We start from the raw sequence: 25,175 nt of genomic DNA, 5'->3' as shown, positions 1-25,175 counted from the left end.
TATTCTTTTTCTTCTATAAACGCATTAAGAATCTTTTGATTGCGTGAATAACTCTAGCAAATTCATCAAACTATAAATAAACATCAAAACACCTGCTACTGGAACGGCTAAATAGACATAACCCATAGGAATTGCCAAAGATGGTGAAATTTGTCCTAACGTAATTACTACACCATTCCAACCGCCAAATATCATAATCACTCCTGCAAAAAGTAGGAACAACAATTGAACAATAAATTCTAAAAAGCGTTTTTGTTTCCCTTGTAATTTTTCACTTAACAAAGTTACTGCTAAATGTCCCTTTTTTCCAACCACATAAGCAGAAGCTAACATCGCCAGCCAGACCAATGCAAAGCGAACAAATTCTTCTGTTAAGGTACTAGGATTTTTTAACACTGTCCGGGCAAACACTTGGTACAAAACGACCAAAACCATTGCAGCAAGAATGATTGATCCAAGTATTTCTAAAAGTCGATTTAAAAATTTTCTAAAACCTTTCATAATTACCTCCTTAATTAGTCCGCCAACTGGCGAATAGCCTGATACAGTTCGCCATGTTCTGAGCTATTTTTGAATGATTCATGCAACGGTTGAACAAGTTTTTGGAATGGTTCACTGTCTACTTGATTGAACACAACGCCATATTTGCTTGTGCTTTTTTCTTTTCTTCTTCAACCGCTTCTTTAAAGACCGTTTTTTCAAAAGCGGTCGATTCTTTTGCTGCTTCTTCAATCGCTTGTTCTTGTTTCGCTGTCAAACGTTCTTTTGTTCCCTCGTTCATAATCACAATATCTGGCACTCGAGTATGCTCATCATAAGAATAATACTTAGCCACACCACCATGACCAGCTGTATATAAAACGAACTCATTATTCTCTGCACCGTTGATTAGATTAGATTGTAGAGAAGTATATACTTCCGAACTACCCATAGGTACTGGCGAACCCCCTAAAAGTTCTACCATTTTGATGGCGGTTTCACTTTGCATGACCCGAATTTTTTTACCTTTCAAATCATCTGGAGATGTAACAGGCCCTTTGCTCATATAAAAACTTCGTTGACCAGAGTCATAATAAGTTAAACCAACAAATCCTAATTTTTTTGTAGAATCATACACTGGTTGCATTAGCGCTTGATTATCCATTACTTTAAAAAAATGTTTTTCATTATCAAAAATATACGGAATGGCAAATACAGAATAATCTTTAGAAAAACTTTCTAATGCTGATCCACTGACCTTTGCAAAATCAATTGCACCTGTTTGTGTTAATTCAATTAGTTCTGTTTCTCCTCCTAATTGACCATCTGGAAAGTATTCAATTTGAACTTTACCATCTGTTTTTTCCTCTACCAATTCACCGAATTTCTTCATAGAATCGATAACTGGTTGGCTATTACTAGCATACGCATAGCGCAAGACTACCGTATCACTTGCCGAAGCTTCTGTTTTGCCGCAACCACTTAGCAACTGTAATCCTGCCAATACCATAACTGCTGTAAATAAAACCTTTCTTTTTTTCATGAACTTTTCTCCTTACTTTTCTAGCAATAAGAAACAAGCAATTCAGTCAAACATAGGATTGTTAATGATTGACCATAAGGCATCGCTGTCATTCCAATTGTGCGATAAAAATCTAAATTATCACCCATTCCTGTACCAACTGACACATGTTGTACTTCTCCCGTTTCATCAATCTCATTTAGTAAGCCAGCAATTGCTTTGTTTGCCACTTCTTCATATTCAGAAGAAATATATTTTTTATGAACCGCTTTTAAAATCCCATAAGCGAATCCCGCTGTAGCAGAAGATTCTAAATACGAATTTGAATCATTAATTAATGTATGCCATAAACCAGATTCATCTTGGTATTTCGCTAAAGCTGCCACTTGCGCATTGAGGGTACTCAATAAAAATTCCCGTAAACTATCACCTTTTGGCAACTCTAAGATTTCAATAATTTCTGGAATAGCAATCGTAATCCAGCAGTTTCCTCTTGCCCACAGTGCTTCCGCATAGTTATGATTTCCCTCAAAAGTCCAACCGTGATACCATAGACCACTTTTTTTATCTTGTAAATATTTAATATGGATTAAAAATTGATGCTTTGCTTCTTCCAAATAATCGAGTCGATTCAACAACTTACCAATTTTTGCCAAAGGTAAGACAGTCATCATTAACGTATCATCCCATAATTGATTTTTATTTTCTGGTCCATATGTCGCATGTTGCAAGCCCCCTTCATTCGTTCGGGGCATTTCTTCCATCACCCATTCCGCCCATTGCTCTAAGTAAGGTATATATTTAGAGTCTTTAGTGTCTTCATATAGATAAGCCATTGTTAAAAGCGGAGCCATCGTATTCACATTCTTAGGCGGCGCGCCTTCTTGCATCCGACCTTCAAACCAGTCGTTAACTACTTGTAAAGCTTTTTCACTTTTAGTATTTCGATAATTCTTATATATACCATACAACCCAACGCCTTGCGGCCAGTTCCAAATCGTCCAACTTTTGTCATCAACTTTTAAACCATCAAAATCTAACAGAAATTCACCTGTGTTATCTTTAATCGTTGTTAAATTTCTAATTAATAAGTCAATCGTTGTTTCTACTGTATCTTTTGGTATGAATTGTTCCTGTTTAATAATCATCGGCAATCAAAACTCCTTTTCCATCCCACCAGCGCAAATGAAACGCTTTCATTTTTTTGTAATTTTAGTTTAGCAAGGAATGTTAGCAAATTATATAGTTAATCTTGACGAATTACTGTCAAAAATTGACTTTTTTTAAAAATTAGATACGGTTTTTACCAATTCAATCAATGAGTAAATAACAAAAAACGGACATCCTTTTTAGGTATGTCCGCTTTTTGTTACTTATTTATGGTTGTTTTCCAATATAAGCTAAAATTCCACCATCGACATATAAGATATGTCCGTTAACAAAGTCAGAAGCGTTAGATGCTAAGAAAACTGCTGGGCCAGCTAAGTCTGCTGGTGTGCCCCAACGATTAGCAGGTGTTCGTCCCAAGATGAATTCGTTAAATGGATGCCCTGGTTCTCTTAATGGCGCCGTCTGTGGCGTTTCAATGTAGCCAGGTCCAATCCCATTACATTGAATATTATATTGTCCATATTCAGAAGCAATATTTTTCGTTAACATTTTTAGTCCGCCTTTTGCTGCCGCGTACGCACTAACTGTTTCACGACCTAGTTCACTCATCATTGAACAGATATTGATAATTTTGCCATGACCCTTTTCAATCATATCTGGAATAACCGCTTTTGCCATAATAAATGGCGCATTCAAGTCAACATCAATCACTTGACGGAACTCTTCTGCTGACATCTCCACCATTGGAATTCGTTTAATAATTCCCGCATTATTGACTAAAATATCAATAGAGCCGACTTCTTCTTTAATCTGAGCAACCATCGCTTGAACTTGCTCTTCATCAGTGACATCACACACATAACCACGTGCTTCAATCCCTGCAGCCCGATAATTTTCCAAACCTTGTTCAACTGATTCAGGAGATAAGTTATTAAAAACAATTGTTGCTCCTGCTTCAGCTAGGGATTTCGCAATCTCAAAGCCAATCCCATAAACAGCACCTGTAATTAACGCTACTTTTCCATCTAATTGAAAATCATTCATTTTAAATTCCATGTTTTCTCCTCTTTCTTTGGTTTATTTTAATTGATCCATTGCAACCATATCCATGTCTGTGTACGTAATATTTTCTCCGCACATGGCCCAAATAAAGGAATAATTACTTGTACCAACCCCAGAATGAATTGACCAGCTTGGTGAAATGGCTGCTTGTTCATTACTCATTACTAAATGTTTCGTTTCGTCTGGTTTACCCATCATGTGGAAAATCCGCGTATCTTCTTCCATATCAAAATAAACATACGCTTCCATACGACGTTCATGTGTATGACAAGGCATTGTATTCCAAGCGCTACCTGGTTCTAAAATGGTGTAGCCCATTTGTAACTGGCAACTTTCACAAACGTTCGGATGAATGTATTGGTAAATTTTACGTTGGTTCAATGTTAATGGATCACCCGTTTCCATTGGGGTAATTTCATCAATACTAATTTTTACGTTGGGATATTTATGATGTGCTGGCACACAACTAATGTAAAATTTCGCTGGATTATCAGGGTTTTCTGAAGAAAAACGAACATGTTTTGTTTCTTTCCCAATATAATAGCCATCTTGTTTTTTCATTGTTTCTTTGGCGCCATCAATTTCAATAAAGCCTGGTCCCCCAATATTAATAACCCCTAGTTCACGGCGTTCTAAGAAATAGTCAACCCCTAATTCTTTGTCCAAAATAATTTCTAATTCTTCTGTGGTCGGTGTCACACCACCAAAAATCATCCGATCATTATGTGTGTAGGTTAAGCTGATTGCACCTGGAATAAAAACTTTCTCTACTAAAAATTCATCTCTCAATTGTTCTGTTGAATAGTGACGGATATCCGCCGGACTATGTGTATAACGTGTTTCCATATTTTGCATAACTAAAATCTCCTATCTATTTATTTTTCCTGAGCCCGTTGCCAAAAAAGCAAGGACTTCTTTTTGACTAAATTGATTACAATCACCATGGACAGTATGTTTTAACGCACTAGCCGCTGTCGCAAAATCAATGCAGGTTTGTGGATCATAGGCAGCTAATATGCCATGTAAAACCCCACCAGCAAACGCATCACCGGCACCGACACGGTCAACAATCGGTTGTAATCGATGACATTTGGACGTATAATACGCACCTTTGTACCATAGCGTTCCGATTAATTCATTATCTGTCGCTGAATGAACTTGACGTTTGGTTGAATAAAATACTTGAATGTTGGGATAACGTTCTTGCATTTTTCGGTAGTACCACGTTAATGCGTCTTCAAGTTCTTCCTCTGGTTCTGGAATCTCCAATAAATAACGAGCATCTAATACCCCAGCTGAACAAATATCAACAAATGGAAGAATGGCCTTCAATGCCACGCTCGCTTCTTTCTGGGACCAAAGTTTCCCTCGATAATTAATGTCAAAGCTTACTTGGCACCCTGCTTGCTTCGCTGCTTTAACTAGCGCAACCGTCATACTTTGCCACGTTTTTGATAACGCCGCTGTAATCCCTGAAATATGAAAGATCTCTACTCCTGAAAACAGCTCATGTAAGTCCCATTCCATTTCTTCGATTTGAGCAAAGCTTGAATAGGCGCGATCATAGACAACACTGGCTGCTCGTTCTCCTGTACCAGTTTCCAAGTAATATGTTCCTAGGCGTGTTCCGCCAGTTCGTACAAATTCCGTTGAAACCCCATAACGACTTAAATGCTTTTTGGCGGCTTCTCCTAATGAATTATCGGGCACTTTACTAGCAAAAGTCACTTGGTGGCCATAGTTCGCTAACGAAATCGCTACATTCGCTTCACCACCGCCGTAATGTACAGCGAAATTTTCTGTTTGTGCTACGCGTATTCCGACAGGCGTTGACAAACGCAACATGATTTCTCCCAATGTTACGACTTTCCCCATGTGCCTACACCCCTTTGATTGCTTGGAATTTTTCCATATAGGCTTGGGCAACCTCACGAACTTTTTCAAAATCCCCAGTTGCTGCTGGCGCTAACAGATTGCCACCAACACCGACGGCCGTCACACCTGCAGCAAACCACTCGGCCATATTTTCCAAACTGACACCACCCGTTGGCATAATATTTAACTGAGGCAATGGCGCTTTAAATGCCGAAATAACACTCGGTCCATAAACACTTCCCGGAAATAGTTTAATAATATCTGCTCCGCTTTTCAGTGCTTCTTTCATTTCTGTGATGGTCATACAGCCTGGCAAGTAAGGAACTTGATATAAATTGCAAATTTTAGCGGTTTCTTCATCGAAGCTTGGACTCACAATATATTCAGCCCCTGCTACAATAGCTAAACGAGCAGTCGTAGCATCCAAAACTGTCCCCGCACCAATGACTACGTCAGGATTCTCTTGGTATAACGCAACTAATTCCTGAATCACTTCTGTTGCTTGAGGAACAGTAAAGGTTAACTCAATCCCCCGCATACCGCCTGCTACAATGGCTTGACTAGCTTTTAGCGCTTCCTCTTTTGTCTTTCCGCGAACCACAGCAATCACGCCAGCATTTTCTAATTTTTGTAAAATTGATACTCGCTTCAACAGACTCCCTCATTTCTTATTTAGAAATATATATTTATTATAAAGAAATTCACAACTTCATTATACAGATAAAAAAAGAAAATGCAAACGTTTTTACAAAAATAAAAAAAGAAAGACAAACAAAAATCCCAATCGACTTTTGTTTGTCTTTCTTTTTCTACTATAATTTCGCTTCAATCGCTGCTTTTGTTGCCAAAAGGGCTTGATTAATCGTCGTTTTATTTTCCTCTGTCAAACGATATTTCGGCATGCTTACACTAAAAGCACCCGCAATTTCGCCATCTTTCATTAAAGATACTCCGCTACAGAAAATATCTTGTTCAATTTCTTCATCATCGTAAGCAACCCCCGTTTGTTGCACTTGTTTTAATTCTTTTTTCAAACGCAAGGGATTGGTAATCGTATTTTCGGTATAGGGAATTAATGTCTGCGTGTCTAAATATTGTTGCACTTGTTCTTCCGAAAATTCTGCTAAAACGGCTTTACCCATGGCCGAATTATACAAAGGTCGAGTAATTCCCACTTTCGAGGACATGCGAATCGTTTGATTTTTCGGTTCTAATTTATTGATATACAGAATTTCATTATTATTTAAAATCCCTAAATGAATGGTTTCATCGACCGTATTTTGAAGGTTTTCTAAATAAGGTACCGCAATTTCAGCTAAATCGATTTGCTCCACACTTTGATTCGCATAACGAATCAATTTTGTTCCTAAGCGGTACGTTTTGTTCGTGTCTTTTTGAACATAGCCAATTAATGTTAAGGTTTCTAAAATTTTGATTGCCGTTGATGCCGTCATTTCGGTATTCTTTGCAATTTCCTGTAAGGTTTGATCGGGTTGTAAACTTAGACAGTCCATGATTTTAGCCGCTTTTAACAAGACTGTTCCGTAAGGTTTTGTTTCTTTCATCGAAACCCTCCTTTTCCATATAAGAAATTATATAGAAAAATAAAGAAATTGCAAGAAAAAAAGAACTCGAAGATTCATTCAGTAACGTTTTACTTTCACTTCCGGTCTTTCTCCCAGTCCTATTTCATTCTTATTTTCTTTTCTTTAACTCATCAGAAACATCTGCATCCTTAGGAATTAAAAGATACTCACTGACTTCTGTGGTTTCATTAAATACGACATATAATTTTTGTTCTTCATCGAAATCGCCCAAATCAATCGCTACGTAATTGGGACAAACTTCTGAGATACCATGAAACATTTGACTAAAGATTTTTTTCGTCATCCCCACATTACGATGCTGCTCTTCTGCTTTTTCCACCGCACTTTGTAACGTATATCCTTCATCTAAAAAACGCTTGATCCAATGCACTTTGACGACTGTATGTAACCGATATTTCCGTGGACCGTTTGCGTCTTTCGCAATGGAAGAAATATACCCTTTTTCTTCCCAATAACGAAGTTGACGTGGCGAAACTTCAGCAATTTCACTTAGTTCACTAATTCCTATCAACAAATTTTCTTCATTTAACAAACGCTGAATCATTTTTGACCACATTAGTTTAACTTCCTTTCCCTTATCCTTTCCTTAATTGTAGTTTTTTTTACACCTTTGTCAAGTAAGTTGACAAAGATTCTAATTAGTTGTAAAGTAGTTAATGCAATTTAATTTGAAACTTACAGAAAAAGGAGCGATATATGTGACTTCACAACAACCTGTGGATATTCACGGAAAACCTTATAACCGGTCGTTACTAGTCGGCGTTTTACTAATCGGAACATTTTGTACGATTTTAAACCAAACGCTTTTAACGACGGCCTTACCTACATTAATGAAAGAATTTGATATCTCAGCTTCAAGTGTACAGTGGCTAACCACTGGATTCCTACTTGTGAACGGCATTATGATTCCCATCAGTGCTTGGTTGATTAACAAATTCAGTTCAAAAAAATTATACATAACAGCGATGTCAACGTTCTTAATCGGAACCATCATCTGTTTTGTAGCGCAAGACTTCGGCATGTTATTGACTGGACGTCTTGTTCAAGCCGCAGGGGTCGGTGTATCTATGCCTCTTTTACAAACAATTATGCTTTCAATTTTCCCGCCTGAAAAACGTGGCGCTGCCATGGGCACAACGGGAATTGTTATCGGATTAGCACCCGCTTTAGGTCCAACATTATCTGGTTGGATTATTGATTCTTATACATGGCGTGACCTTTTTGGGATGGTCATTCCAATTGTCGTTTTAGTCCTAATTTTAGCTTCATTTTTAATGAAAAATGTCATTCAATTATCTAATCCAAGTATCGATGTCTTATCGGTCATTCTTTCTACTCTCGGCTTTGGTAGCTTACTTTACGGTTTCTCAAGCGTTGGTAATAAAGGTTGGGGTAGCCCGCAAGTCTATGGATTCTTAATTGTTGGTGCGATTGTTTTATGTCTTTTTACATATCGACAATTGCATTTAGAACAACCTTTCTTAGAACTACGCGTTTTTAAATCAAAAGTCTTTACTGTTGCGGCCATTTTATCTGGCGTAACCAACATGGCAATGATTGGCGCCGAAATGGTTTTACCTTTGTATATCCAAAATATTCGTGGCGAATCTGCCTTCCATTCAGGGTTAATGCTTTTACCAGGAGCGTTAGTCATGGGACTTATGATGCCAGTAACTGGTCGCATTTTTGATAAAATTGGTGCCCGTCGTCTTGCGATTACTGGGATGTTTATTTTAACAGCTGCAACGTTACCGTTTGCTTTCTTAACAAAAGCAACACCTATTATTTATATCATTGTCCTATATGCGATTCGGATGTTTGGTATTTCGATGGTCATGATGCCTGTGACAACTTCTGGCATGAATGCTTTACCAATGAATTTATTAAGTCACGGGACTGCTGTAAACAACACCTTCCGACAAGTAGCCAGCTCAATTGGAACAGCTGTTTTGATTAGTGTTTTAACAAATGTTACCAAAGACGGCTTACCTGCATCGGACTTATTAAAAACAGCCCCACTCACTTATCGCGACCAAGCAACAAACGCAACACTAAACGGTTATCACGCAGCCTTCTTCGTGGCAACAATCTTTGGCGTTCTCGGCTTGGCGATTACTTTCTTCTTAAATAAAAAAGAAGCGATGCCTGTTAAGGAAGTAGGTGCAATGAAATAATGATTATTTTCCTTTTAATCCTTTGCGTGTTAGGCTTTGCCTATACGAATGTATTTGGCCGAAAAGTTTGGCATAAATGCTGTATGGTTATTTTTGGTTTAGGGTTCTTAGCTTCGTTAAGTCTTATCGTTTTAAACGATAAAGATCATTTTGGTATGACCGAAGTTACTCAGGACAAAACGTTTGAACTAAAAAGCAGTAGTTCAAGCAAAGATGGCCCCAACATGTTATTGTACCAGCCGTTGGGCGATGGTTCCGAAAAAGTTTATTTATATAACACACCAGATAAAAAGAAACTACAAAAAACAGGAACGGAAAACGTCACAAACACGGTTCAAAAAGATGCTCAAAAAGCCACATTAGTCCAAAAAACGACGAAATGGTCCTATCAAGAGTCTTGGGCCAAAACACTATTTGGCCTTGCTGACAACGATAACCAATTTGCAAAACAAGAAAACACCTTCAACGTTGCTAGTGACTGGCTAGTTTTAAGTGCTGATCAAGCCAAAAAATTAGGCGAATATATGGAACAACATGCCGCTGATATCAAAAAAGAAGGGACTGAAACAGTTGGCAAAAAAATGATGGCTGCTATGATGGCGAATCCATCAATGTCCCAAGAAGAACAAGCGAAACTCACCGAACAATATACCAAAGAGTTTCAACAAGAATTGATTCAGAAAATTCTTAGTGACATGAAATAAAAAAAGGACTGCCTGAGAAACTTATCAGGCGGTCCTTCTTTTTTAATGATTAACCCAAATATAAATACCTTGTTCTTCTTTTTCAAGAACTTTTGTTTCCGAAAGCAAATTTCCTGTCACCAAATCATATCTGAGAAGCGTCTGACCAGCTAAAACCAACAACTGATTATCTTTCGTTGTATTTACACTATAAATCATAGATTCTTCTAATTCTTCCGTCTTTAACTGTCCATTAATATTTAAAAAATAACTTTCTTCCGTAGCAAGATTAACAATTGACAGCCCCACTTTCCCTAATGCATTTGGCTCGTGATCAATAATCAAATATTCGGACGTTCTACTTTTGTAAATTAGGTTAGGAAAATTCTCTGTCAATTGAATAAAACGTTGATTTTTAGCATCTAAACCCATTTGCATAATTCGATTATCTGGCACATTTTCATAACTTACTCGGTTTCTATGAGCCGTTATCGGCAAGTAAATTTGATTATTTACAATCACAGAAGAAGTAAAACCATAAACATACTCTGGGCTTGTATCTAAAAATATTTCGTCTGTTAATGTCAAATTTTCTCCTTCTTTAAAAATGAACAACATATTCTCATAAAGTTGTTTTTCTTTGTCTTCCTGACTAGCGACGACATATAGCTTATTTTGTGTTCCTGAAAATTGCGTAACTGGTGTTGTAGATTCATTAAACATGTATGAACTAACTGGATTCCCTTCAGTATCAAAAGAATATAAACGCTCTGCTTGAACAGTATAAAAATAGTTGGAGCTATAACCAGTACCAGTATAAAGATATTTTTCTGTCTTTCTTTTCAAAAGTTCTCCTTTAAAAAAATCAACACTCACTATAAATTCATCCTTAGTGCTGCTCAAAAGATCACCTGTTGAAAATAGTAAATAATGGGATTGTAATCTTCCTTTTGAAAACCCTGTTGGGACAATCTCTGGTAGATCCACACGACTTCGCTTATGTTTTTTGATGTCATTTTCAGAAAATATGAATGAATAAATCGCTTGGGTTGATAATACATAAAAATCTGTTTCTTCTTGCACAACAAAAGATTGCTTTTTTTCTTCTATCAATTTGTCTTTTACAACAAATAACATTATTCCAATACTAATCAAACTAAGAAATCCTGCTACTATTTTTTTCATATTTTCGTTGTATTTCTATATGTAATTGGCGCCTGAACTTTTTTAAACAATTGTCTTATACTCACTATATTATTCCCTAGACAGCTTTGATACCTTTCTTCTACAGTCCATTCTACATAACCAACCAACAACAGTCTAACCGTTTTTTTCATTTTCTCTCCTCCTATTAAAACAATATGCTTCCATTGTGACCATGCACAACAAAAGCATATCATTCAATCTTTTAACAAACAATCTAATTTCAGATTATTTGAACTGTTTAGAAAAAACCCAAAATATATCTTTTTAATTATAAATCGCTTTAATCGGATCCATCCTCGAGGCACCAATTGCTGGAATAATCCCGAAAAAGATACCTGTGAAGACCGAAACTAATGTTGAAATAGCAAAGATGGACGGCGTAATAATTGGCGTAATCGAAATATACCCACCGACCACAGTTGCCAATAAATAGCCGCAGCCGACACCAATCAAACCACCAATCAATGTGATAAACGCTGCTTCCATTAAAAATTGGAATAAAATGACTCGTGGTTTAGCACCAATGGCCCGGCGAATCCCGATTTCTCGTTTCCGTTCCGTAACAGACACATACATGATGTTCATGACGCCAATTCCCCCGACTAATAGGGAGATTGCAGTAATTGCCATCAGAAACATCGTCATACCCGTGACCATTTCTTCCATTTGTTGTTGGAGTTGTTGGTCTTGGTCATTTTCTTTAAACGTTCCTTTCACTTCAGGATGATTTTCACTTAAAATAGTGATTGCCTGTCCTAAAATTGCTTCACGGTCTGCTCCCTCACGAACCTTAATATTGATGCCACTAATTGCTTTTGTTTTCGCTAATTTATTGTATGATTCTCGAGAAACAAAACTGCTCATAGCAGTTGCCCAATCATCGTTCATACCCAAACTATCTAAATCTTTTGGTGCTAAAATACCAATCACCTTGTACATATAACCACCAATTGAAACAGCTTTTCCAATGAGTTGGCTAGGATCATCAAGCCGAATTTGCGCTTCAAAGATATCATGATTTAAGACAATCGCATCTGTATTTGCATCGCTCGGTTGAAAATCACGACCATATAAAATATCATTCTGCCCTTTAGTCGACGTAATGGATAAATTCGCTTGCGCCCCAAAATAATCCATTGGTACAAACAAATTGTCTCCGCCCCCCATCATTGATTCACCATATTGAGGATAAATACTTTCAATTCCTTGAATGTCTTGTAATTTTTTCAAGTCCACTCGGCTAAACGTATAATCTGGCTCTTCATAGGACATAAAATTGTCACTGCTACCATCCGACATTGTATAATGAATCTTCAAAACATCCGCGTTCACTGCACTGGATGCCTTCACAACTTGACGCTTCATCCCTTCACCTAGCGCAGAAATCGTTACGACTGATGTAATCCCAATAATAATCCCGACCATCGTTAAAAATACCCGCAACTTATGTGCCTTTAAGCTTAAAAAAGTACTAACAAATAAATTAGCAATCATCTAATCACCTCTTCTTCCAAAAAGCGACCATCTTTCATATGAATCACTCGTGAGGCATATTTTTTCATATCTTCATCATGTGTCACCATGACAATTGTTTTGCCTTGTTCATTCAATTCTTTCAATAATTCCATAATTTCTGTACCCGTTTCACTATCCAATGCCCCAGTCGGTTCATCAGCCATAATCAATAATGGATCATTCACCAAGGAACGAGCAATGGCTACTCTTTGTTGCTGTCCTCCAGAAAGTTCAGTAACTTTTGATTTGGCTTTTGTTTCCAAACCGACAATTTTTAGGTATTTTTCAGCAATCGCTTTTTTCTCAGCGCGGCTTTTTTTCCCTTCATAAACACAGGGCAATTGAACATTTTGACTAACATTTAAAGAATTAATCAAGAAAAATTGTTGAAAAATAAATCCTAGATATTCATTGCGAAAGGCTGATTTTTTATTTTCAGACAATTTTGAAACATCTGTTCCTGAGAAATGATAGCTTCCGTATGTTAAGCGATCCAAGAACCCAATAATGTTCATCAGCGTTGTCTTACCGCTGCCGGACTTCCCCATGATTAAAATGAACTCTCCTTGATGGATGGTCAAGTTCAATTCTTTTAAAACATGTAGTTTTTCCTTACCTACTGGATAGAACTTGTTAATGTCCCGCAATTCAATGAGGGGTTGATTTGTATTGTTTGCTTCCACCATCAAGCCCTCCTATTTCGACGCATCTGTCATTGATTCGTTGGTTGCTGATTCATCAGAAGCAATCGCTGCATCTGATTCCACAATATCACCGACTTTTACTGGTTTTTTTGAAGAAATAACCACTCGGTCGGCTGATTCTAAGCCAGATTCAATCGCCATTTTGTCGCCATTTTCTTGCCCGACTTGGACATCACGACGAATGATGGTTCCAAAATCATTCACTAAAACGTAGGCCTGTTCACCCTCTTTTTGAATCGCTTTTTTCGGTAACTCAATCGCCCCTAAATCGCCTAAATCAATGGTTGCTTGCATATGGTAGCCATTTTTGACTTTGTCTAAATTGGCCAACGCAATTTTGACGCTATAACTAGACATCGTCGTGCCTCCCTCTGGATTGCCACTCGCGGCATCGCTGTTGCCTTCAGGAGGATTATCATCGATATAAGAAATTGAGCCATCCACAACCACATTGTTGGAAACAGAAGTTAGTTTAGCTTTTTGCCCAACACTAATTTTAGTCAAGTCCTTTTCATTCACTTTTCCAGCTAAATAAAGATCTTCTGAAGTTAACCGTAAAATCGGTGAATTGGCATCTTTTACTTCTGGAATTGATACGCGGCCTTTGAAATTAGCCTTTGTGGAAATATATTGCTTCGCTCCTAAATCCGCTAAGGTTTCATTGGTGAAGGTAATCTCTTCATCTACCGCATCGACTTCTGTTTGATATTGTTCATTTAAATCATCACCAGACATCGTGCGGTCTTCTTCTTTAGTTTTATTAAATTTATCAATGGCCCGATTCCACTTATTATAGATATTCGCCCGCTTCGTTTCTAATTTGGCTAAGCTATTTTGTTGGGCCTCAATTTCTTTTGTGACCGCCTCATCTTCATAAGTAAATAATTCTGTGCCTGCATCTACGACATCGCCGTTTTTCACCTTAATCTCTGGATCCTTTGTTATTTTTTGATCGCGCGCAAAGGCTTCCATTTGTTCCGGTTGGATGACACCGTTAATATAAATTTGTTGCAAGTCAGGAACATCAAAATAGTCAATTCCCCAGTCATCTTTAGGCGCTTGCTTGACAGCTACTTGTTGTGCATTTTTATTTAACGCATTCACAGTTACGATGCCCCCAACCGCAATTACCGCAACTGCCCCCAATATAATTATCGTTTTCTTCTTCATTTTCTTCGTTTCATCTCCTCATTCTGTCTATTTTCCCCAACAAACTAAATTGCTCGATCGTTCACTTATAACTATTTAACCATGCTTGAATTCAAGAAACAAGGGCATTTCTCTAGGCCTTTAGTCTGATTTATTTCATTTTTGTTCATTTTTTTATTTATTTCACGACAATAAATAACCATTGTTGGGTCTTTGTATTTCAACAATCTAAAAAGGTTATTTTTATGTTATTTATAACTAAACTATACGCAATCGAGATTTTTTGCTTCTTTTTTTATTTAAGGTACACTAGAAGAAACAATTGAAAGTGAGGGCTTGCCATGAAAGTCATTATTTTTGGCGGTAGCGGTTTTTTAGGTCAACAAATCGCGAAAATTTTAGTTCAACGCCAACATCAAGTCATCAGTGTTTCACGTCATGGAAAGCCTGCCACGCTCTCCGCATCTTGGAGCCACCAAGTGCAGTGGGTATGCTCCGATGTTACTCGTGACACGAATTGGCAAGAACAAGTCCAGCGTGCTGACTGGGTCATTGATACAGTAGGTATTTTATTTGAAAATCCACGAAAAAAGAAAACCTATCAACGGCTAATTCTGACGCCAGTGAAAAAAATCAGCTCTTTTTTAGCACAACAAAAAAATCCAGCTAAGTTTTTATTTATTTCAGCCAATACTGTTCCTTTCCCTTTGAGAAAATATATGGATGCCAAATTGGCAGCGGAGGAACTAATCCACCAAGAAGTCGCCGAAGCAGTAATTTTTTATCCTAGTTTACTTGTAGGTCAAGAACGTACCGGCACCATACTTTTTAGTAAATGTATTTATTTTTTTAAGAAAATCCCCTTTTTAAAGAACTTATTTATTGGTTATGATCCTGTGCCTGTGGCAGAAATGGCACAAGAAATTGTTCACGTTTTAGAAGGCGGCAATTCTATTTACACACACAGAAGGATCCGTTAACAAGTTATCTCTCAATCGTCTCTGTCTAGAGGCGGTTTTTTTGTGTTACAATACAACTGTTCGAAGGAGAGAAGAAGCATGAAAAAAATTGCCATTATTGGCGGCGGCATTATCGGAATGACGTTAGCTAATTATTTAGATCCACAAAAATTTGATATTACCGTTTATGATGAAGGGCTCGGCCAAGCGACTAAAGCGAGCGCCGGGATTATTTCCCCTTGGCTATCCAAACGTCGGAATAAGAAATGGTACCAATTAGCGCGAGAGGGCGCTGCCCTATTTCCAAAGCTAGTCAAAGATTTTCAGCTGACGGAGGATATTTATCGTCAATCAGGGACAGTCATTTTGCGTCCGGCAGCTGCTTTGGCAGACTTAGCCCATTTGGCAGAAGAGCGTAAGCAAACTGCACCTGAAATTGGAGAAATCACGATGTTGTCAGCGGTTCAAACAGCGAAGTTCTTACCGCTACTTAAGGAAACTCCCTCACTTTTTATTTCTGGCGGCGGTCGCCTAGATGGACCAGCTTATCTAAACCATCTTCAGAAACGCGCCGAAACCAAAGGGGTCACTTTTTGTTCACAACGGGCGCACTTTCGACAACTGAATCAAGGGTGGGAAATTGTCACAAATTCAGAAAAAAAGAGCGTTGATTTTCTCGCTTTAACACCTGGTCCTCATTTAAAGGAATTACTAGCTACTTTAAATTTATCTGTGGACATTCGTCCCCAAAAAGGACAATTATTAGTTTTCGAGACCCCTTTTACAAACAGTCAGCAATGGCCTGTTGCTATGTTAGATGGCGAAGCCGATTTAATTCCTTTTAATCAAGGAAAAATTTTATTAGGTGCCACCCACGAAAATGAACAAGCCTGGGATTTAGAAGAGACTGTTAGCGCTTTTCAACAACTAACTTCTGGGACTGCACCATTTCTAAAAGAAGCAGAGCAGCTTTTTAAGCAACCCATGCATTACCGCGTCGGTACACGTGCTTATACATCTGATTTCGCTCCGTTTTTTGGCCCTTTGCCAGAAATGCCCCACCTTGTGGTTGCTAGCGGACTTGGTTCATCAGGACTCACTACTGGCCCATTCATTGGTTACCAATTAGCTGAATACTTCAATACAGGTGCCTTCAAAGGAGAGCTTTATCAAAAACCACTTAGTCAATATGTTAAAAACAACCCCTCACTTTAATCAGCGAGCGGTTGTTTTTTTCCTTTAAATTAAGAAATGTGAAGTATCTTGGTAGAAGGATTTTGTTATTATGCTACTTGTGGTCGCGCATAGCGTTCTACGTTTTGTTTAATATTTTTAACCGTTTCTGGATCTTCAATGCCCGTTACTTCAGCGATCACTGTATCAACGCTTTCTTGGTCAAGCATTTCCTGTAATTGACGGCTTTGTTCATCTTCTGGATCATGATAATTAAAAACAATACCAATCATTGCTAATAAATGCGGCGACACTAGATTGCGTTCCTGTAATTCACGGATTGGTCGAATAAACCGTTCTTGCGCACCTAATTTTCTGATTGGTGTCCGTGCTACACGTGTAATAGCATCTGAAATATATTTATTTTGGAAACGTTGAATAATTTTTTCAATATAGGCTGCATGTTCTTGTTCATCAAAATTCCATTTGGCCACTAAAAGTTTACCGGTTTCCTGCAAAACTGATTTGAGTTGTGCTACTACTAAGGCGTCCTGCATCGCTTCGTCAATGGTTTGATAGCCTAACAACGCCCCTGTATAGGCAACTGTAGCATGGCCAGTGTTTACACTAAATAATTTTCGTTCAATATACGGCTCTAAATCAGCAACGTAATGAACGCCTTCTAACTGAATCTCTTTGGCTTTTCGGTTGGTATCATCAATGACCCATTCACAAAAAGGCTCAACTTGAACAAAAAGTGGGTCTTCATGTTTTTGTAATGGAACAATCCGATCAACTGCCGCATCAGGAAAACCAATCCATTGTTCAGCATAAGCTGGATTTTTCAAATATTTGGCCACTTCTTCTGCTAAAAAGGTTGAACCACCAATCATATTTTCACAAGCGATAATATCCAGCGGCTTTTGACAATTTGCTTCGGCACGTGCATCAATTCCTTGAGCAATTAATTCAGCAATTCTTGGTAAAATATTGGGACCAATCGCCGTCGTGACTAAATCGGCTTCCGCAATTGCTTCTACTACTTTTTCTGGTTCTGTCATGTTATTTAACCCGGTCACATTTTCAACGTTAATTTGTTGATGTGAGGCATCGGCCAATTCAATTGTATAACTTTTACGTTCTTTTAACGCTTGAATGATGGTTTCATTAACATCCACAAACGTAATATGAAACCCGTTTTTAGCTAAAATTTCGCCGATAAAGCCGCGTCCAATATTTCCTGCTCCAAAATGTACTGCGTTCATTCTTATTCTCTCCTTTAAGCAATGGCTAAATTTTCTGTTATTTCTTCTTTACTTAATGCATCGGCAAGTTGCACCACGTTATCCATATCACTACAATAAAGTGCAATTTGTTGGACTAATTGCAAATGTTCTTCACCGACTCCGGCAATCCCAAATAATACGGTAGCAATTTTTTCATCTTCTTCGGTGCCAAAATTAACGCCTTCTGGGACTTGCACTACACAGATTCCTGATTTTTTCACTAATTTTTTGGCTTCTTCTGTTCCATGAGGAATGGCAATAAAATTCCCCATATAAACAGATAGCAATTGGTCTCTTTCAATCATTGCTTCGATATAAGCGGGCTCAACACAGCCTGCCTCGACTAGTTTTTCGCCGCAAAAGCGAATAGCTTCTTCTTTTGTATTAAACTGTTGATTTAATTCAATTGAAATATTCGTAAGATTTTCCATTGTTTTCTTCCTCTCTAGGCACTTTCTTTTAAGAGCGAAACCACTGTTTCATATTTTTTGGGATTAACCATACTTTTTACTGATAAGTGTGTCGCTTTCGGGGCTTTTTTACGGGCTTGTTCCGTTAGTTCAGCTTTTGTGACAATTAAAGCCTGTGTTTGTTGAGTTAATTCATTAATATTAATTTTTCGAATCGGCATTGAAATTTTCTCTTTATCTAAAATTTCTTCTAAGACTTTCATTCCCATCGTTGCTGACCCGACACGATCATCGTGAACCAAAAGAATCTCATTGACATTTGCTAAATCTCCCTCAATTTCAGAAGCAGGTGTTGCTTTGGAGACTGTTGGTTGTGCGTCGTTTTTTTCTTTGGTACCTGATAGTTCAGCCACAATTTCATCATAACGTGGTGAGTTCAAGAAATTTTCAACTGCTACAAAGGTTGCATTAGGTGCTTTCTGTTTGGCCCGTTCTTGCAATTCCGCTTGTGTGACAATCAATGTATTTCCCTCATCGGTCAAATTATTAATGGCCCGATTTGTCACAGTTTGTACTAAACCAGCCTCTTGGACCTTTTTCCGTAAGATAGACGCACCCATTGCACTAGAGCCCATCCCAGCATCACAAGCAAAAATAATTTGTTGAATTCCTGACAATGAAGCACTACCATTTGTGACAGTTAATCCTTTTGATGCTGCTTTAGCAGCTTGGGTTTCTTTCACTTTTTGGGCAAATTCATCACTTTCTTCTTTCGCATCTGCTTTTAAAATGACTGCGGATACTGCAAAGGAAACAGCAGTTGCTGCCAAAACACCTAAAATAACTGGTAAGTAAGAACCCATTGGTGTCATCGCTAAAATAGCTATAATGGAGCCTGGTGAAGCGGGCGCACGTAAACCAGCATCTAACGTTTGGAAAACCAAACTACCTGTCGCACCACCTGCAATAACTGATAAGAATAATAACGGTTTCATCATTACATATGGGAAGTAAATTTCGTGGATACCACCAAGGAAATGAATAATTATTGCTCCCGGCGCAGAAGATTTTGCCGCACCTTTTCCAAAAAACATAAATGCTAATAAGACACCTAACCCAGGACCAGGGTTTGCTTCTAATAGGAAAAGAATTGATTTACCAGCCGATAAGACTTGTTCTGTCCCTAAGGGTGTTAAGATGCCATGATTAATCGCATTGTTTAAAAAGAGCACTTTTGCCGGTTCAATAAAAATACTCGTTAATGGAATCAAATGAGCATTTAAAATGATTTCCACACCACGTGCCATTGCAGCAGTCAGCGCATCGACAATTGGGCCAATCGCTGAAAAACCAAGTAAAGCTAATGCAAAACCAATTAATCCAGCTGAAAAATTGTTTACTAACATTTCAAAACCAGCTTTAATCCGATGTTGGAAATACTGATCAAATTTCTTAATTGTAAAGCCACCAAGTGGACCCATAATCATGGCACCTAGCATCATCGGAATATCGGTTCCCACAATCACGCCCATTGTCGCAATTGCGCCAACTACGGCACCGCGATCACCTGCTATTACTTTCCCACCAGTGTAGCCAATTAATAATGGAATTAAATAGGTCAACATTGGGCCAACCATCGTGGCAAAGGCTTTATTTGGCAGATATCCATCTGGGATAAATAGCGCTGTCAAAACGCCCCACGCAATCAACGCCCCGATATTGGGCATCACCATGCTAGATAAGGTACTGCCAAGTCTTTGGACTTTTGCTTTAATTGATACTTTATTTTTTTCTGGTACTTGTTCCATTTTTATTCCCCTTCTCTCAAGTAACTTTTCTTGTTGACTAAATTGTATCCGCTTTCCGAATCTGGAAAAAGTCGTACTTTGGCACAAACCATTGTGCCAAAAGTTGAAAGAAAAAAGCACGTGTTCTCTAGTTACGAAAACCAGAAAACACGTGCTTATTCCATTTCTAATAATTCCAATAATAAATGAACAACTTTTTATGCTATACTCAAATTGGCGACTTGCCTCGAAAGGAGGTGCATCACATGTACGAGATTGTCACAAAAATTCTTGTGCCGATTTTTGTCGGGATTGTCCTGAAACTTGTAACCATTGGTTGGAAAAACAGAACGAGGAATAAACAAGTTGCTTCCAGCCGCTGCTGTCTAAACAGCAAAAAAGACACCCTACTACTGATAGGGTGTCTTTTTAGTGCATCCATGCACGACTTTGTCACAAGTTACCTTAAATTTATCATAGGTCCTATTTTTTGTCAAGGAATCTTCTTATCTTTTTTGTTTAACCTCTTAAATTAAAATATTTTATTTTTTTAATATAAAATTATTTCAATAATTATTGAACATTTCAGAATGAATTGATTTTTTTCAGACGTAACTCTAGGCTTGAGCCAGAATTTTTTGTGCTTCATCTATTGTTTGACAATCACTGAGCCGCTGAATGTTTTCGAGATCTGAACAGAAAAAAGCTAATTCTTGAAGCATGCTTAATTGCCGTTGACTTTTTAGAGCAACGACAAATAACAAAGTAGCTATTTTTCGATCTGCTTCCGTACCAAAGTTGACCCCATCAGGCACTTGAATAAAGCAAATCCCTTCTTTTAAAACTTGTTCATCTTGTCCTTCCGCATGAGGCAATGCCACGAAGTTACCGATATACACGCTGACTTTTTGTTGACGTTGATACATTGCTTTGACATAGTCAGGCGTGACCAACTGATTTTTTAGCAGTAATTCACCAGAAGCTGCAAGTGCTTCCTCCCAACTAGCATATGATTGATTCAACATTATTTGCTCCGCTGTAATTTCAAACATCTCTCAACACCTAGCCTTTCATTTCTTCAATTAATAATGACGAAAGCAACTGATAAACAATGGCTTCATTTCCTGAATGAAAAATTTCTGTATTTAAATCATTCATAATAATCGCACCACTGATTTTTCCTAAAATTTTCCCGATTGTTTCATCAATCGGCATCGGCGCTAGCATGAGTAACATACGTTGTAACTGCATCGGCTTTTTATCCATACCTTCAATCATAAGTGGCTGGGCCAGATTAAAAATACAAAAAACAGGCTGTGTCACTGCTGTACTTGAGGTATGGAATAAGGCCATTTCCGTCTGAGGAATCCCAATAGGCGCTTGCTCGTAACGTTTCATCAATTGCTGACAGACGATTGCACTATCGGTGATTAAATCTGCGGAAAGTTGCGCGAGAGCTTGTTGAACGGTTTCTGCTAAATCCGCTTGATTATTTAAATCTGCTATGAAAAATGTTTCTAATAGTTTACTAATTTCTTCCATGAAAGCGACCACTGTTTCGTAGCTTTCTTCGCCACCTATTTTTTTCACAGGCGCTTTCCTAAGCGAGCGTTTTTCGTGACTAATCCGCTTAAACTCTTCTTTCAATTGGCGGATTTCATCGTCTAAAAGTAACGGTGAGATCAATTTATATTTACCATTGTATCCTGGTAATAACGAAGTGGAAATCACTAAGTCATAGTTTTCCTCAACATTCACCTTACCTAAATCCGCAATCCGAAAAAAATGAATCTGGTTGATAAAAGGAAAGTAGCGCCGTAATCGCATTTCCAGCATACTTGTCGAAGCCAAACCGCTAGGAGAAAAACCAGCAATATCAACTTCCATAATTTTGGGACTCCGCTCTAAAGAATTGGCAAAATGAAGTACCATGTAGGCAATTTCCTCTTCCGATAAATTCTTTTGCGGAAAAATTTGCGGCAACGCTTGGCGTAAAGCCGCAGCTATTTCTTGATATTGATTCATAATCCGTTCTAAAATGGGATTCGTTAAATCTTCTTCTTGTAAAACCGCCCGAGAAAAAACACCTGATAAATGCGTCAACAACATTTTATACAAATTGGTATCTTCGAAAAAATTAACTTCCGTTTCTTGACTTACTGCTTCAATCAGTTGTTTCACTGCATAAGCCAGCTGAGTGTCAAAATGTTCATCAAAAAAATCTTCATCAAAAGAATTAGAAAAATCACTTAATAAGCTAGCAAAAAAAACAATCTCACTGACAGCGTATAGTTGTTTCGTTTCAGCAGCGACTTTTGAAAAAAGTCGTTTAGAACAATTTAGAAAGGCCTTATTCATCTGCCCAGTATAGGTCTCATCAGCTAAATAAAAACCTGCAGTGACCCGATCCATCGCAATTGTTAACATTAAAATCAAATGTTGTAATTTGCGATCACTTAATGCTGGAAATAAAGTTTCTACTTCTGGCTGAACAATTTTTTGTGCAAATGCTAAATGTTCTGCATGAATAAACTGAAAGAAAAAATGGTCGTTTGTCGTTAATTCGGTAAAATGAAAAAATTGGTACTCATTAATTTCCATACTTAGAATATTCGCCATTAGAAGACGGCGATATTTTTCAGAACCAGTCACTTCATAACCTTGATTCCGAGAAATCGTCAACGGAATCCGAGCAATCCGTGTTTCTAATTGTTTAATATCGGCATAAAAAGTCGTATTACTAATACAATACGTTTCCAGAAAATAATGCATAGAGACTGGCTCTTTTGTTTGCAGTAATGTCAATAAAATCGCATGTTGCCGCGCCAAAGTAGAAAGTTCCTGTGTCTCTTCTCCTAAAATAGCAGCCTGAATTTCCGTCATCGCTGCTTCATCTGCTTGAATCGAAAAGCGCCCACGAGCTACTTTTTCCAACGTCGCGCCCATCGATGCTAGCGAGGTTTCTAAATTTTCTAATTCACGATATACCGTCCGGCGGCTAACCTTTAACAAATTCATCATGCGGTTTACTGAAACGGGGGTAGGACTATTCACTAATTCCGTTAATAGAACAGTTTCTCTTGTCGTTAAAAACATCTATCAGCTCCTCCTTCCAGCCATTCTTGATACTCTTTCTTATTCAAAAAACTAGTAACTACGTATAAATTTTGTTGCGTTAGATCTAAATGATAGGCTTGCGCCAGTTCACGAGTCACTACGTAGGTTGTCTCCTTGGTAAAAAAGACTGTTTCCAGTGGCTCTTTAGATACTTCAATCGCGACTCCTTGTTTCGCCGCTTGTTGCCGCAATAATTCCATTCCCATTGTTTGCGATCCTCGAACATTCTCGGCATATAAAAAAACAAGCTTCTGTCTTTGTTTGGTCGGGTTCGTTCCAGTAGACTCTGAACCAAGTGAAGATTGCTCTTGAGAAGAAGCAGTCAGTTTGGCTAAAACTTGCGGGTAATAGGATTTAATTTCTAAAAAATTTTGAACACTCACCATATCCTTTTCTGGGACGTACTTTTGTGCTAACTGTTTCAATTCTGCTTGAATGACCACTAATGTCTTAGGCTGCCACTTCATCTGATGAACGGACTGGTAAGTCACAGGTATCTCCAAGTCCACAGCTTTTAATTGTCGGCTTAGCAAACTAGCCCCCATGGCACTTGAGCCCATTCCTGCATCACAAACAAATAAAATTTGCTGATAGTTAGGTGTGACTGTTTCCACTTGGTCTTCCTCCTTCATCTTTATAATTGAAACTGGTTCAATTCCTCGTTGACGTTTTAATAACAAGCTTGCTATTGCAAAAGAGCACAGAAAGCTAACAAAAATCCCGCTAAAAACCGCCAGCCTCGCATCAGTCGGGGTATTGGCTAAAATCGCAACCAATGAGCCTGGCGAAGCTGGAGCACTTAGCCCCACATTAAATATTTGAAAAACAAGCGTACCACTCATTCCTCCAGCAATTACTGCTAAAAATAAGCGCGGATCCATTAAAACAAACGGAAAATAAATTTCATGAATGCCCCCAATCAGTTGAATCATGGTGGCACCTCCTGCTGTTTTTCGTTGACCTACAGGCCCAAACAGCAGAAAAGCAACCAAAACGCCCACGCCTGGTCCAGGGTTTGTTTCCAATAGAAATAAAATGGACTGACCTGTTTGACTAGCACCTTCTAAACCTAGAGGCGTTAATAAGCCATGGTTAATCGCATTATTAAAAAATAACACTTTTAAAGGTTCTAAGAAAACGTGAACCAATGGTAAAAGATTGGCTTCAATTAACCAAGAAGAAAATTGATACAGCCAAAAACTAGCGCTTTCAACAGCCGGAGCTACAACCAGAATACCAAAACAGCACAGCAGTCCTCCCACAATTCCTGCTAAAAAGTTTTTAGTCAGCATCTCATAGCCTTCTTTAACTTTCGGTAAGAGAATTTGTTCAATTTTGGCGAAAGTATATCCTGCTAAAGGACCAATAAACATAGCACCAAACAACTGTGGAACATCTGTGGAAACAATCACGCCCACTGTCGCAATAGCAGCAACAACGCCGCCACGTTGTTCCTCGAACATTTTTCCGCCTGTAAAACCAATTAGAATCGGTAAAACAACTCGAATCATTATCGTTTCGACTTCAGAAAGAGCTAGCCGTAGATTCCCTGTCGTATAGCCAGCCACCAAAGACAATAAGCTCCACGCAATAAAAATACTCAAATTTGGCATAATCATCCCACTCAAACGATGACCAAAACGACGTAAATAGGGGGTTACTTTCACAAACTTATGTTTAAAAAAGAGCGAATGCATTTCTTTTTCCTTCATATTCCTTGTCCCTCGCTCTCTATGTAGATAATTAGAATACTTCTATTATATGAAATTTCACAAAAAAATAGTATAGATTTTTGTAAAATAATTCTTTTATACACCTCACAAGAGAATCCGTTTACATTAATAGAAAAAACTTTTA

24 protein-coding genes and 1 pseudogene are annotated in these 25,175 nt (G+C 38.1%); 5 read left to right on the top strand and 20 right to left on the bottom strand.

The features are described from left to right. Nucleotides 1-24: 24 nt before the first annotated feature. The 9 genes and pseudogenes from IGL56_RS01740 to IGL56_RS01700 all read right to left on the bottom strand — a co-directional run bounded on the left by IGL56_RS01740 (nucleotide 25) and on the right by IGL56_RS01700 (nucleotide 7,711). Nucleotides 25-501, bottom strand: coding sequence for a TRAP transporter small permease (locus IGL56_RS01740; protein WP_002355305.1), 477 nt, complete (start codon nucleotides 499-501; stop codon nucleotides 25-27). Between the two features lie 14 nt (nucleotides 502-515). Next, nucleotides 516-1,522 (bottom strand): annotated as a pseudogene (locus tag IGL56_RS01735) (TRAP transporter substrate-binding protein). A 20-nt stretch (nucleotides 1,523-1,542) separates the two neighbouring features. Further along, nucleotides 1,543-2,649, bottom strand: a complete 1,107-nt coding sequence (locus tag IGL56_RS01730; protein WP_002385348.1) for a glycoside hydrolase family 88/105 protein — start codon at nucleotides 2,647-2,649, stop codon at nucleotides 1,543-1,545. 229 nt (nucleotides 2,650-2,878) lie between these two features. Beyond that, nucleotides 2,879-3,667 carry a gluconate 5-dehydrogenase gene (locus IGL56_RS01725; RefSeq protein WP_002355302.1) on the bottom strand — a complete coding sequence of 263 codons (789 nt, stop codon included), beginning with the start codon at nucleotides 3,665-3,667 and terminating at the stop codon, nucleotides 2,879-2,881. A 21-nt stretch (nucleotides 3,668-3,688) separates the two neighbouring features. Continuing rightward, on the bottom strand, nucleotides 3,689-4,528 hold the full coding sequence (kduI, locus tag IGL56_RS01720) for a 5-dehydro-4-deoxy-D-glucuronate isomerase (RefSeq protein WP_002355301.1): 840 nt from the start codon (nucleotides 4,526-4,528) through the stop codon (nucleotides 3,689-3,691). A 12-nt stretch (nucleotides 4,529-4,540) separates the two neighbouring features. Then, on the bottom strand, nucleotides 4,541-5,548 hold the full coding sequence (locus IGL56_RS01715; protein WP_002389690.1) for a sugar kinase: 1,008 nt from the start codon (nucleotides 5,546-5,548) through the stop codon (nucleotides 4,541-4,543). Nucleotides 5,549-5,552: 4 nt separating this feature from the next. After that, nucleotides 5,553-6,200 (bottom strand): bifunctional 4-hydroxy-2-oxoglutarate aldolase/2-dehydro-3-deoxy-phosphogluconate aldolase, encoded by a 648-nt coding sequence (locus tag IGL56_RS01710; RefSeq protein ID WP_002367887.1) that lies wholly within the window; start codon nucleotides 6,198-6,200, stop codon nucleotides 5,553-5,555. A 160-nt stretch (nucleotides 6,201-6,360) separates the two neighbouring features. Next, nucleotides 6,361-7,113 (bottom strand): IclR family transcriptional regulator, encoded by a 753-nt coding sequence (locus IGL56_RS01705; protein ID WP_002355294.1) that lies wholly within the window; start codon nucleotides 7,111-7,113, stop codon nucleotides 6,361-6,363. Nucleotides 7,114-7,243: 130 nt separating this feature from the next. Further along, the gene (locus IGL56_RS01700; protein ID WP_002383688.1) at nucleotides 7,244-7,711 is read right to left on the bottom strand and encodes a MerR family transcriptional regulator; all 468 of its coding nucleotides are present in this window, start codon (nucleotides 7,709-7,711) and stop codon (nucleotides 7,244-7,246) included. Nucleotides 7,712-7,811: 100 nt separating this feature from the next. Between IGL56_RS01700 and IGL56_RS01695 the strand changes: the two genes are divergently transcribed. Then, on the top strand, nucleotides 7,812-9,329 hold the full coding sequence (locus IGL56_RS01695) for an MDR family MFS transporter (protein ID WP_002391521.1): 1,518 nt from the start codon (nucleotides 7,812-7,814) through the stop codon (nucleotides 9,327-9,329). Then, entirely contained in the window at nucleotides 9,329-10,033 is a 705-nt protein-coding gene (locus IGL56_RS01690; protein ID WP_002364955.1) for a DUF4811 domain-containing protein, read from the top strand. Before IGL56_RS01695 ends, IGL56_RS01690 begins: the two co-directional genes overlap by 1 nt. Before the next feature lie 42 nt (nucleotides 10,034-10,075). Here IGL56_RS01690 and IGL56_RS01685 read toward each other — a convergent pair whose 3' ends face one another. From IGL56_RS01685 to IGL56_RS01665, 5 genes are all read right to left on the bottom strand, one after another. Next, the gene (locus tag IGL56_RS01685) at nucleotides 10,076-11,167 is read right to left on the bottom strand and encodes a hypothetical protein (protein ID WP_224800129.1); all 1,092 of its coding nucleotides are present in this window, start codon (nucleotides 11,165-11,167) and stop codon (nucleotides 10,076-10,078) included. 26 nt (nucleotides 11,168-11,193) lie between these two features. Next, entirely contained in the window at nucleotides 11,194-11,349 is a 156-nt protein-coding gene (locus IGL56_RS01680; RefSeq protein WP_010709202.1) for a hypothetical protein, read from the bottom strand. A gap of 133 nt (nucleotides 11,350-11,482) precedes the next feature. After that, the gene (locus tag IGL56_RS01675) at nucleotides 11,483-12,712 is read right to left on the bottom strand and encodes an ABC transporter permease (RefSeq protein WP_002355288.1); all 1,230 of its coding nucleotides are present in this window, start codon (nucleotides 12,710-12,712) and stop codon (nucleotides 11,483-11,485) included. After that, on the bottom strand, nucleotides 12,709-13,419 hold the full coding sequence (locus tag IGL56_RS01670) for an ABC transporter ATP-binding protein (protein WP_002392497.1): 711 nt from the start codon (nucleotides 13,417-13,419) through the stop codon (nucleotides 12,709-12,711). Before IGL56_RS01670 ends, IGL56_RS01675 begins: the two co-directional genes overlap by 4 nt. A 9-nt stretch (nucleotides 13,420-13,428) precedes the next feature. Beyond that, complete coding sequence (locus IGL56_RS01665) at nucleotides 13,429-14,607, bottom strand: efflux RND transporter periplasmic adaptor subunit (protein WP_002355284.1); 1,179 nt, start codon at nucleotides 14,605-14,607, stop codon at nucleotides 13,429-13,431. A 320-nt stretch (nucleotides 14,608-14,927) separates the two neighbouring features. On the opposite strand from IGL56_RS01665, the gene IGL56_RS01660 reads away from it, so the two are divergent. Beyond that, a complete protein-coding gene (locus IGL56_RS01660) occupies nucleotides 14,928-15,566 on the top strand; it encodes an NAD(P)H-binding protein (RefSeq protein ID WP_065813852.1) in 639 nt (212 codons plus the stop codon). 78 nt (nucleotides 15,567-15,644) lie between these two features. Then, entirely contained in the window at nucleotides 15,645-16,760 is a 1,116-nt protein-coding gene (locus IGL56_RS01655) for an NAD(P)/FAD-dependent oxidoreductase (protein WP_002355281.1), read from the top strand. A 68-nt stretch (nucleotides 16,761-16,828) separates the two neighbouring features. Here IGL56_RS01655 and IGL56_RS01650 read toward each other — a convergent pair whose 3' ends face one another. The 3 genes from IGL56_RS01650 to IGL56_RS01640 are packed head-to-tail and all read right to left on the bottom strand — an operon-like array spanning nucleotide 16,829 to nucleotide 20,222. Further along, the gene (locus IGL56_RS01650; RefSeq protein WP_002355280.1) at nucleotides 16,829-17,983 is read right to left on the bottom strand and encodes a mannitol-1-phosphate 5-dehydrogenase; all 1,155 of its coding nucleotides are present in this window, start codon (nucleotides 17,981-17,983) and stop codon (nucleotides 16,829-16,831) included. 14 nt (nucleotides 17,984-17,997) lie between these two features. Then, on the bottom strand, nucleotides 17,998-18,435 hold the full coding sequence (locus tag IGL56_RS01645; RefSeq protein WP_002355279.1) for a PTS sugar transporter subunit IIA: 438 nt from the start codon (nucleotides 18,433-18,435) through the stop codon (nucleotides 17,998-18,000). Nucleotides 18,436-18,449: 14 nt separating this feature from the next. Then, complete coding sequence (locus tag IGL56_RS01640; RefSeq protein WP_002381191.1) at nucleotides 18,450-20,222, bottom strand: PTS mannitol-specific transporter subunit IIBC; 1,773 nt, start codon at nucleotides 20,220-20,222, stop codon at nucleotides 18,450-18,452. Nucleotides 20,223-20,467: 245 nt separating this feature from the next. Between IGL56_RS01640 and IGL56_RS01635 the strand changes: the two genes are divergently transcribed. Next, a complete protein-coding gene (locus tag IGL56_RS01635) occupies nucleotides 20,468-20,737 on the top strand; it encodes a hypothetical protein (RefSeq protein ID WP_153246231.1) in 270 nt (89 codons plus the stop codon). Between the two features lie 81 nt (nucleotides 20,738-20,818). On the opposite strand, the gene IGL56_RS01630 is transcribed toward IGL56_RS01635, so the two are convergent. The 3 genes from IGL56_RS01630 to IGL56_RS01620 are packed head-to-tail and all read right to left on the bottom strand — an operon-like array spanning nucleotide 20,819 to nucleotide 25,030. After that, nucleotides 20,819-21,253, bottom strand: coding sequence for a PTS sugar transporter subunit IIA (locus IGL56_RS01630; protein ID WP_002355276.1), 435 nt, complete (start codon nucleotides 21,251-21,253; stop codon nucleotides 20,819-20,821). Between the two features lie 10 nt (nucleotides 21,254-21,263). After that, on the bottom strand, nucleotides 21,264-23,297 hold the full coding sequence (locus IGL56_RS01625) for a BglG family transcription antiterminator (RefSeq protein WP_002355275.1): 2,034 nt from the start codon (nucleotides 23,295-23,297) through the stop codon (nucleotides 21,264-21,266). After that, nucleotides 23,288-25,030, bottom strand: a complete 1,743-nt coding sequence (locus IGL56_RS01620) for a PTS transporter subunit EIIC (protein ID WP_002392494.1) — start codon at nucleotides 25,028-25,030, stop codon at nucleotides 23,288-23,290. Before IGL56_RS01620 ends, IGL56_RS01625 begins: the two co-directional genes overlap by 10 nt. Nucleotides 25,031-25,175 lie beyond the last annotated feature (145 nt).

It is taken from the genome of Enterococcus sp. DIV1316a (assembly GCF_050536915.1).
Lineage (GTDB): Bacteria > Bacillota > Bacilli > Lactobacillales > Enterococcaceae > Enterococcus > Enterococcus faecalis.
The sequence above is the reverse complement of the archived record's forward strand: the minus strand, read 5'-3'. Positions and strand labels throughout refer to the sequence as shown.

Excerpts from the sequence above, each read along its gene's own strand:
- IGL56_RS01625 (WP_002355275.1), bottom strand. The coding sequence starts at position 23,297 with ATGTTTTTAACGACAAGAGAAACTGTTCTATTAACGGAATTAGTGAAT.
- IGL56_RS01620 (WP_002392494.1), bottom strand. The coding sequence starts at position 25,030 with ATGAAGGAAAAAGAAATGCATTCGCTCTTTTTTAAACATAAGTTTGTG.
- IGL56_RS01630 (WP_002355276.1), bottom strand. The coding sequence starts at position 21,253 with ATGTTTGAAATTACAGCGGAGCAAATAATGTTGAATCAATCATATGCT.
- IGL56_RS01705 (WP_002355294.1), bottom strand. The coding sequence starts at position 7,113 with ATGAAAGAAACAAAACCTTACGGAACAGTCTTGTTAAAAGCGGCTAAA.
- IGL56_RS01700 (WP_002383688.1), bottom strand. The coding sequence starts at position 7,711 with ATGTGGTCAAAAATGATTCAGCGTTTGTTAAATGAAGAAAATTTGTTG.
- IGL56_RS01655 (WP_002355281.1), top strand. The coding sequence starts at position 15,645 with ATGAAAAAAATTGCCATTATTGGCGGCGGCATTATCGGAATGACGTTA.
- IGL56_RS01670 (WP_002392497.1), bottom strand. The coding sequence starts at position 13,419 with ATGGTGGAAGCAAACAATACAAATCAACCCCTCATTGAATTGCGGGAC.
- IGL56_RS01660 (WP_065813852.1), top strand. The coding sequence starts at position 14,928 with ATGAAAGTCATTATTTTTGGCGGTAGCGGTTTTTTAGGTCAACAAATC.
- IGL56_RS01635 (WP_153246231.1), top strand. The coding sequence starts at position 20,468 with ATGTACGAGATTGTCACAAAAATTCTTGTGCCGATTTTTGTCGGGATT.
- IGL56_RS01645 (WP_002355279.1), bottom strand. The coding sequence starts at position 18,435 with ATGGAAAATCTTACGAATATTTCAATTGAATTAAATCAACAGTTTAAT.
- IGL56_RS01740 (WP_002355305.1), bottom strand. The coding sequence starts at position 501 with ATGAAAGGTTTTAGAAAATTTTTAAATCGACTTTTAGAAATACTTGGA.
- IGL56_RS01715 (WP_002389690.1), bottom strand. The coding sequence starts at position 5,548 with ATGGGGAAAGTCGTAACATTGGGAGAAATCATGTTGCGTTTGTCAACG.
- IGL56_RS01650 (WP_002355280.1), bottom strand. The coding sequence starts at position 17,983 with ATGAACGCAGTACATTTTGGAGCAGGAAATATTGGACGCGGCTTTATC.
- IGL56_RS01640 (WP_002381191.1), bottom strand. The coding sequence starts at position 20,222 with ATGGAACAAGTACCAGAAAAAAATAAAGTATCAATTAAAGCAAAAGTC.
- IGL56_RS01730 (WP_002385348.1), bottom strand. The coding sequence starts at position 2,649 with ATGATTATTAAACAGGAACAATTCATACCAAAAGATACAGTAGAAACA.
- IGL56_RS01725 (WP_002355302.1), bottom strand. The coding sequence starts at position 3,667 with ATGGAATTTAAAATGAATGATTTTCAATTAGATGGAAAAGTAGCGTTA.
- kduI (WP_002355301.1), bottom strand. The coding sequence starts at position 4,528 with ATGCAAAATATGGAAACACGTTATACACATAGTCCGGCGGATATCCGT.
- IGL56_RS01675 (WP_002355288.1), bottom strand. The coding sequence starts at position 12,712 with ATGATTGCTAATTTATTTGTTAGTACTTTTTTAAGCTTAAAGGCACAT.
- IGL56_RS01680 (WP_010709202.1), bottom strand. The coding sequence starts at position 11,349 with ATGAAAAAAACGGTTAGACTGTTGTTGGTTGGTTATGTAGAATGGACT.
- IGL56_RS01695 (WP_002391521.1), top strand. The coding sequence starts at position 7,812 with ATGCAATTTAATTTGAAACTTACAGAAAAAGGAGCGATATATGTGACT.
- IGL56_RS01665 (WP_002355284.1), bottom strand. The coding sequence starts at position 14,607 with ATGAAGAAGAAAACGATAATTATATTGGGGGCAGTTGCGGTAATTGCG.
- IGL56_RS01690 (WP_002364955.1), top strand. The coding sequence starts at position 9,329 with ATGATTATTTTCCTTTTAATCCTTTGCGTGTTAGGCTTTGCCTATACG.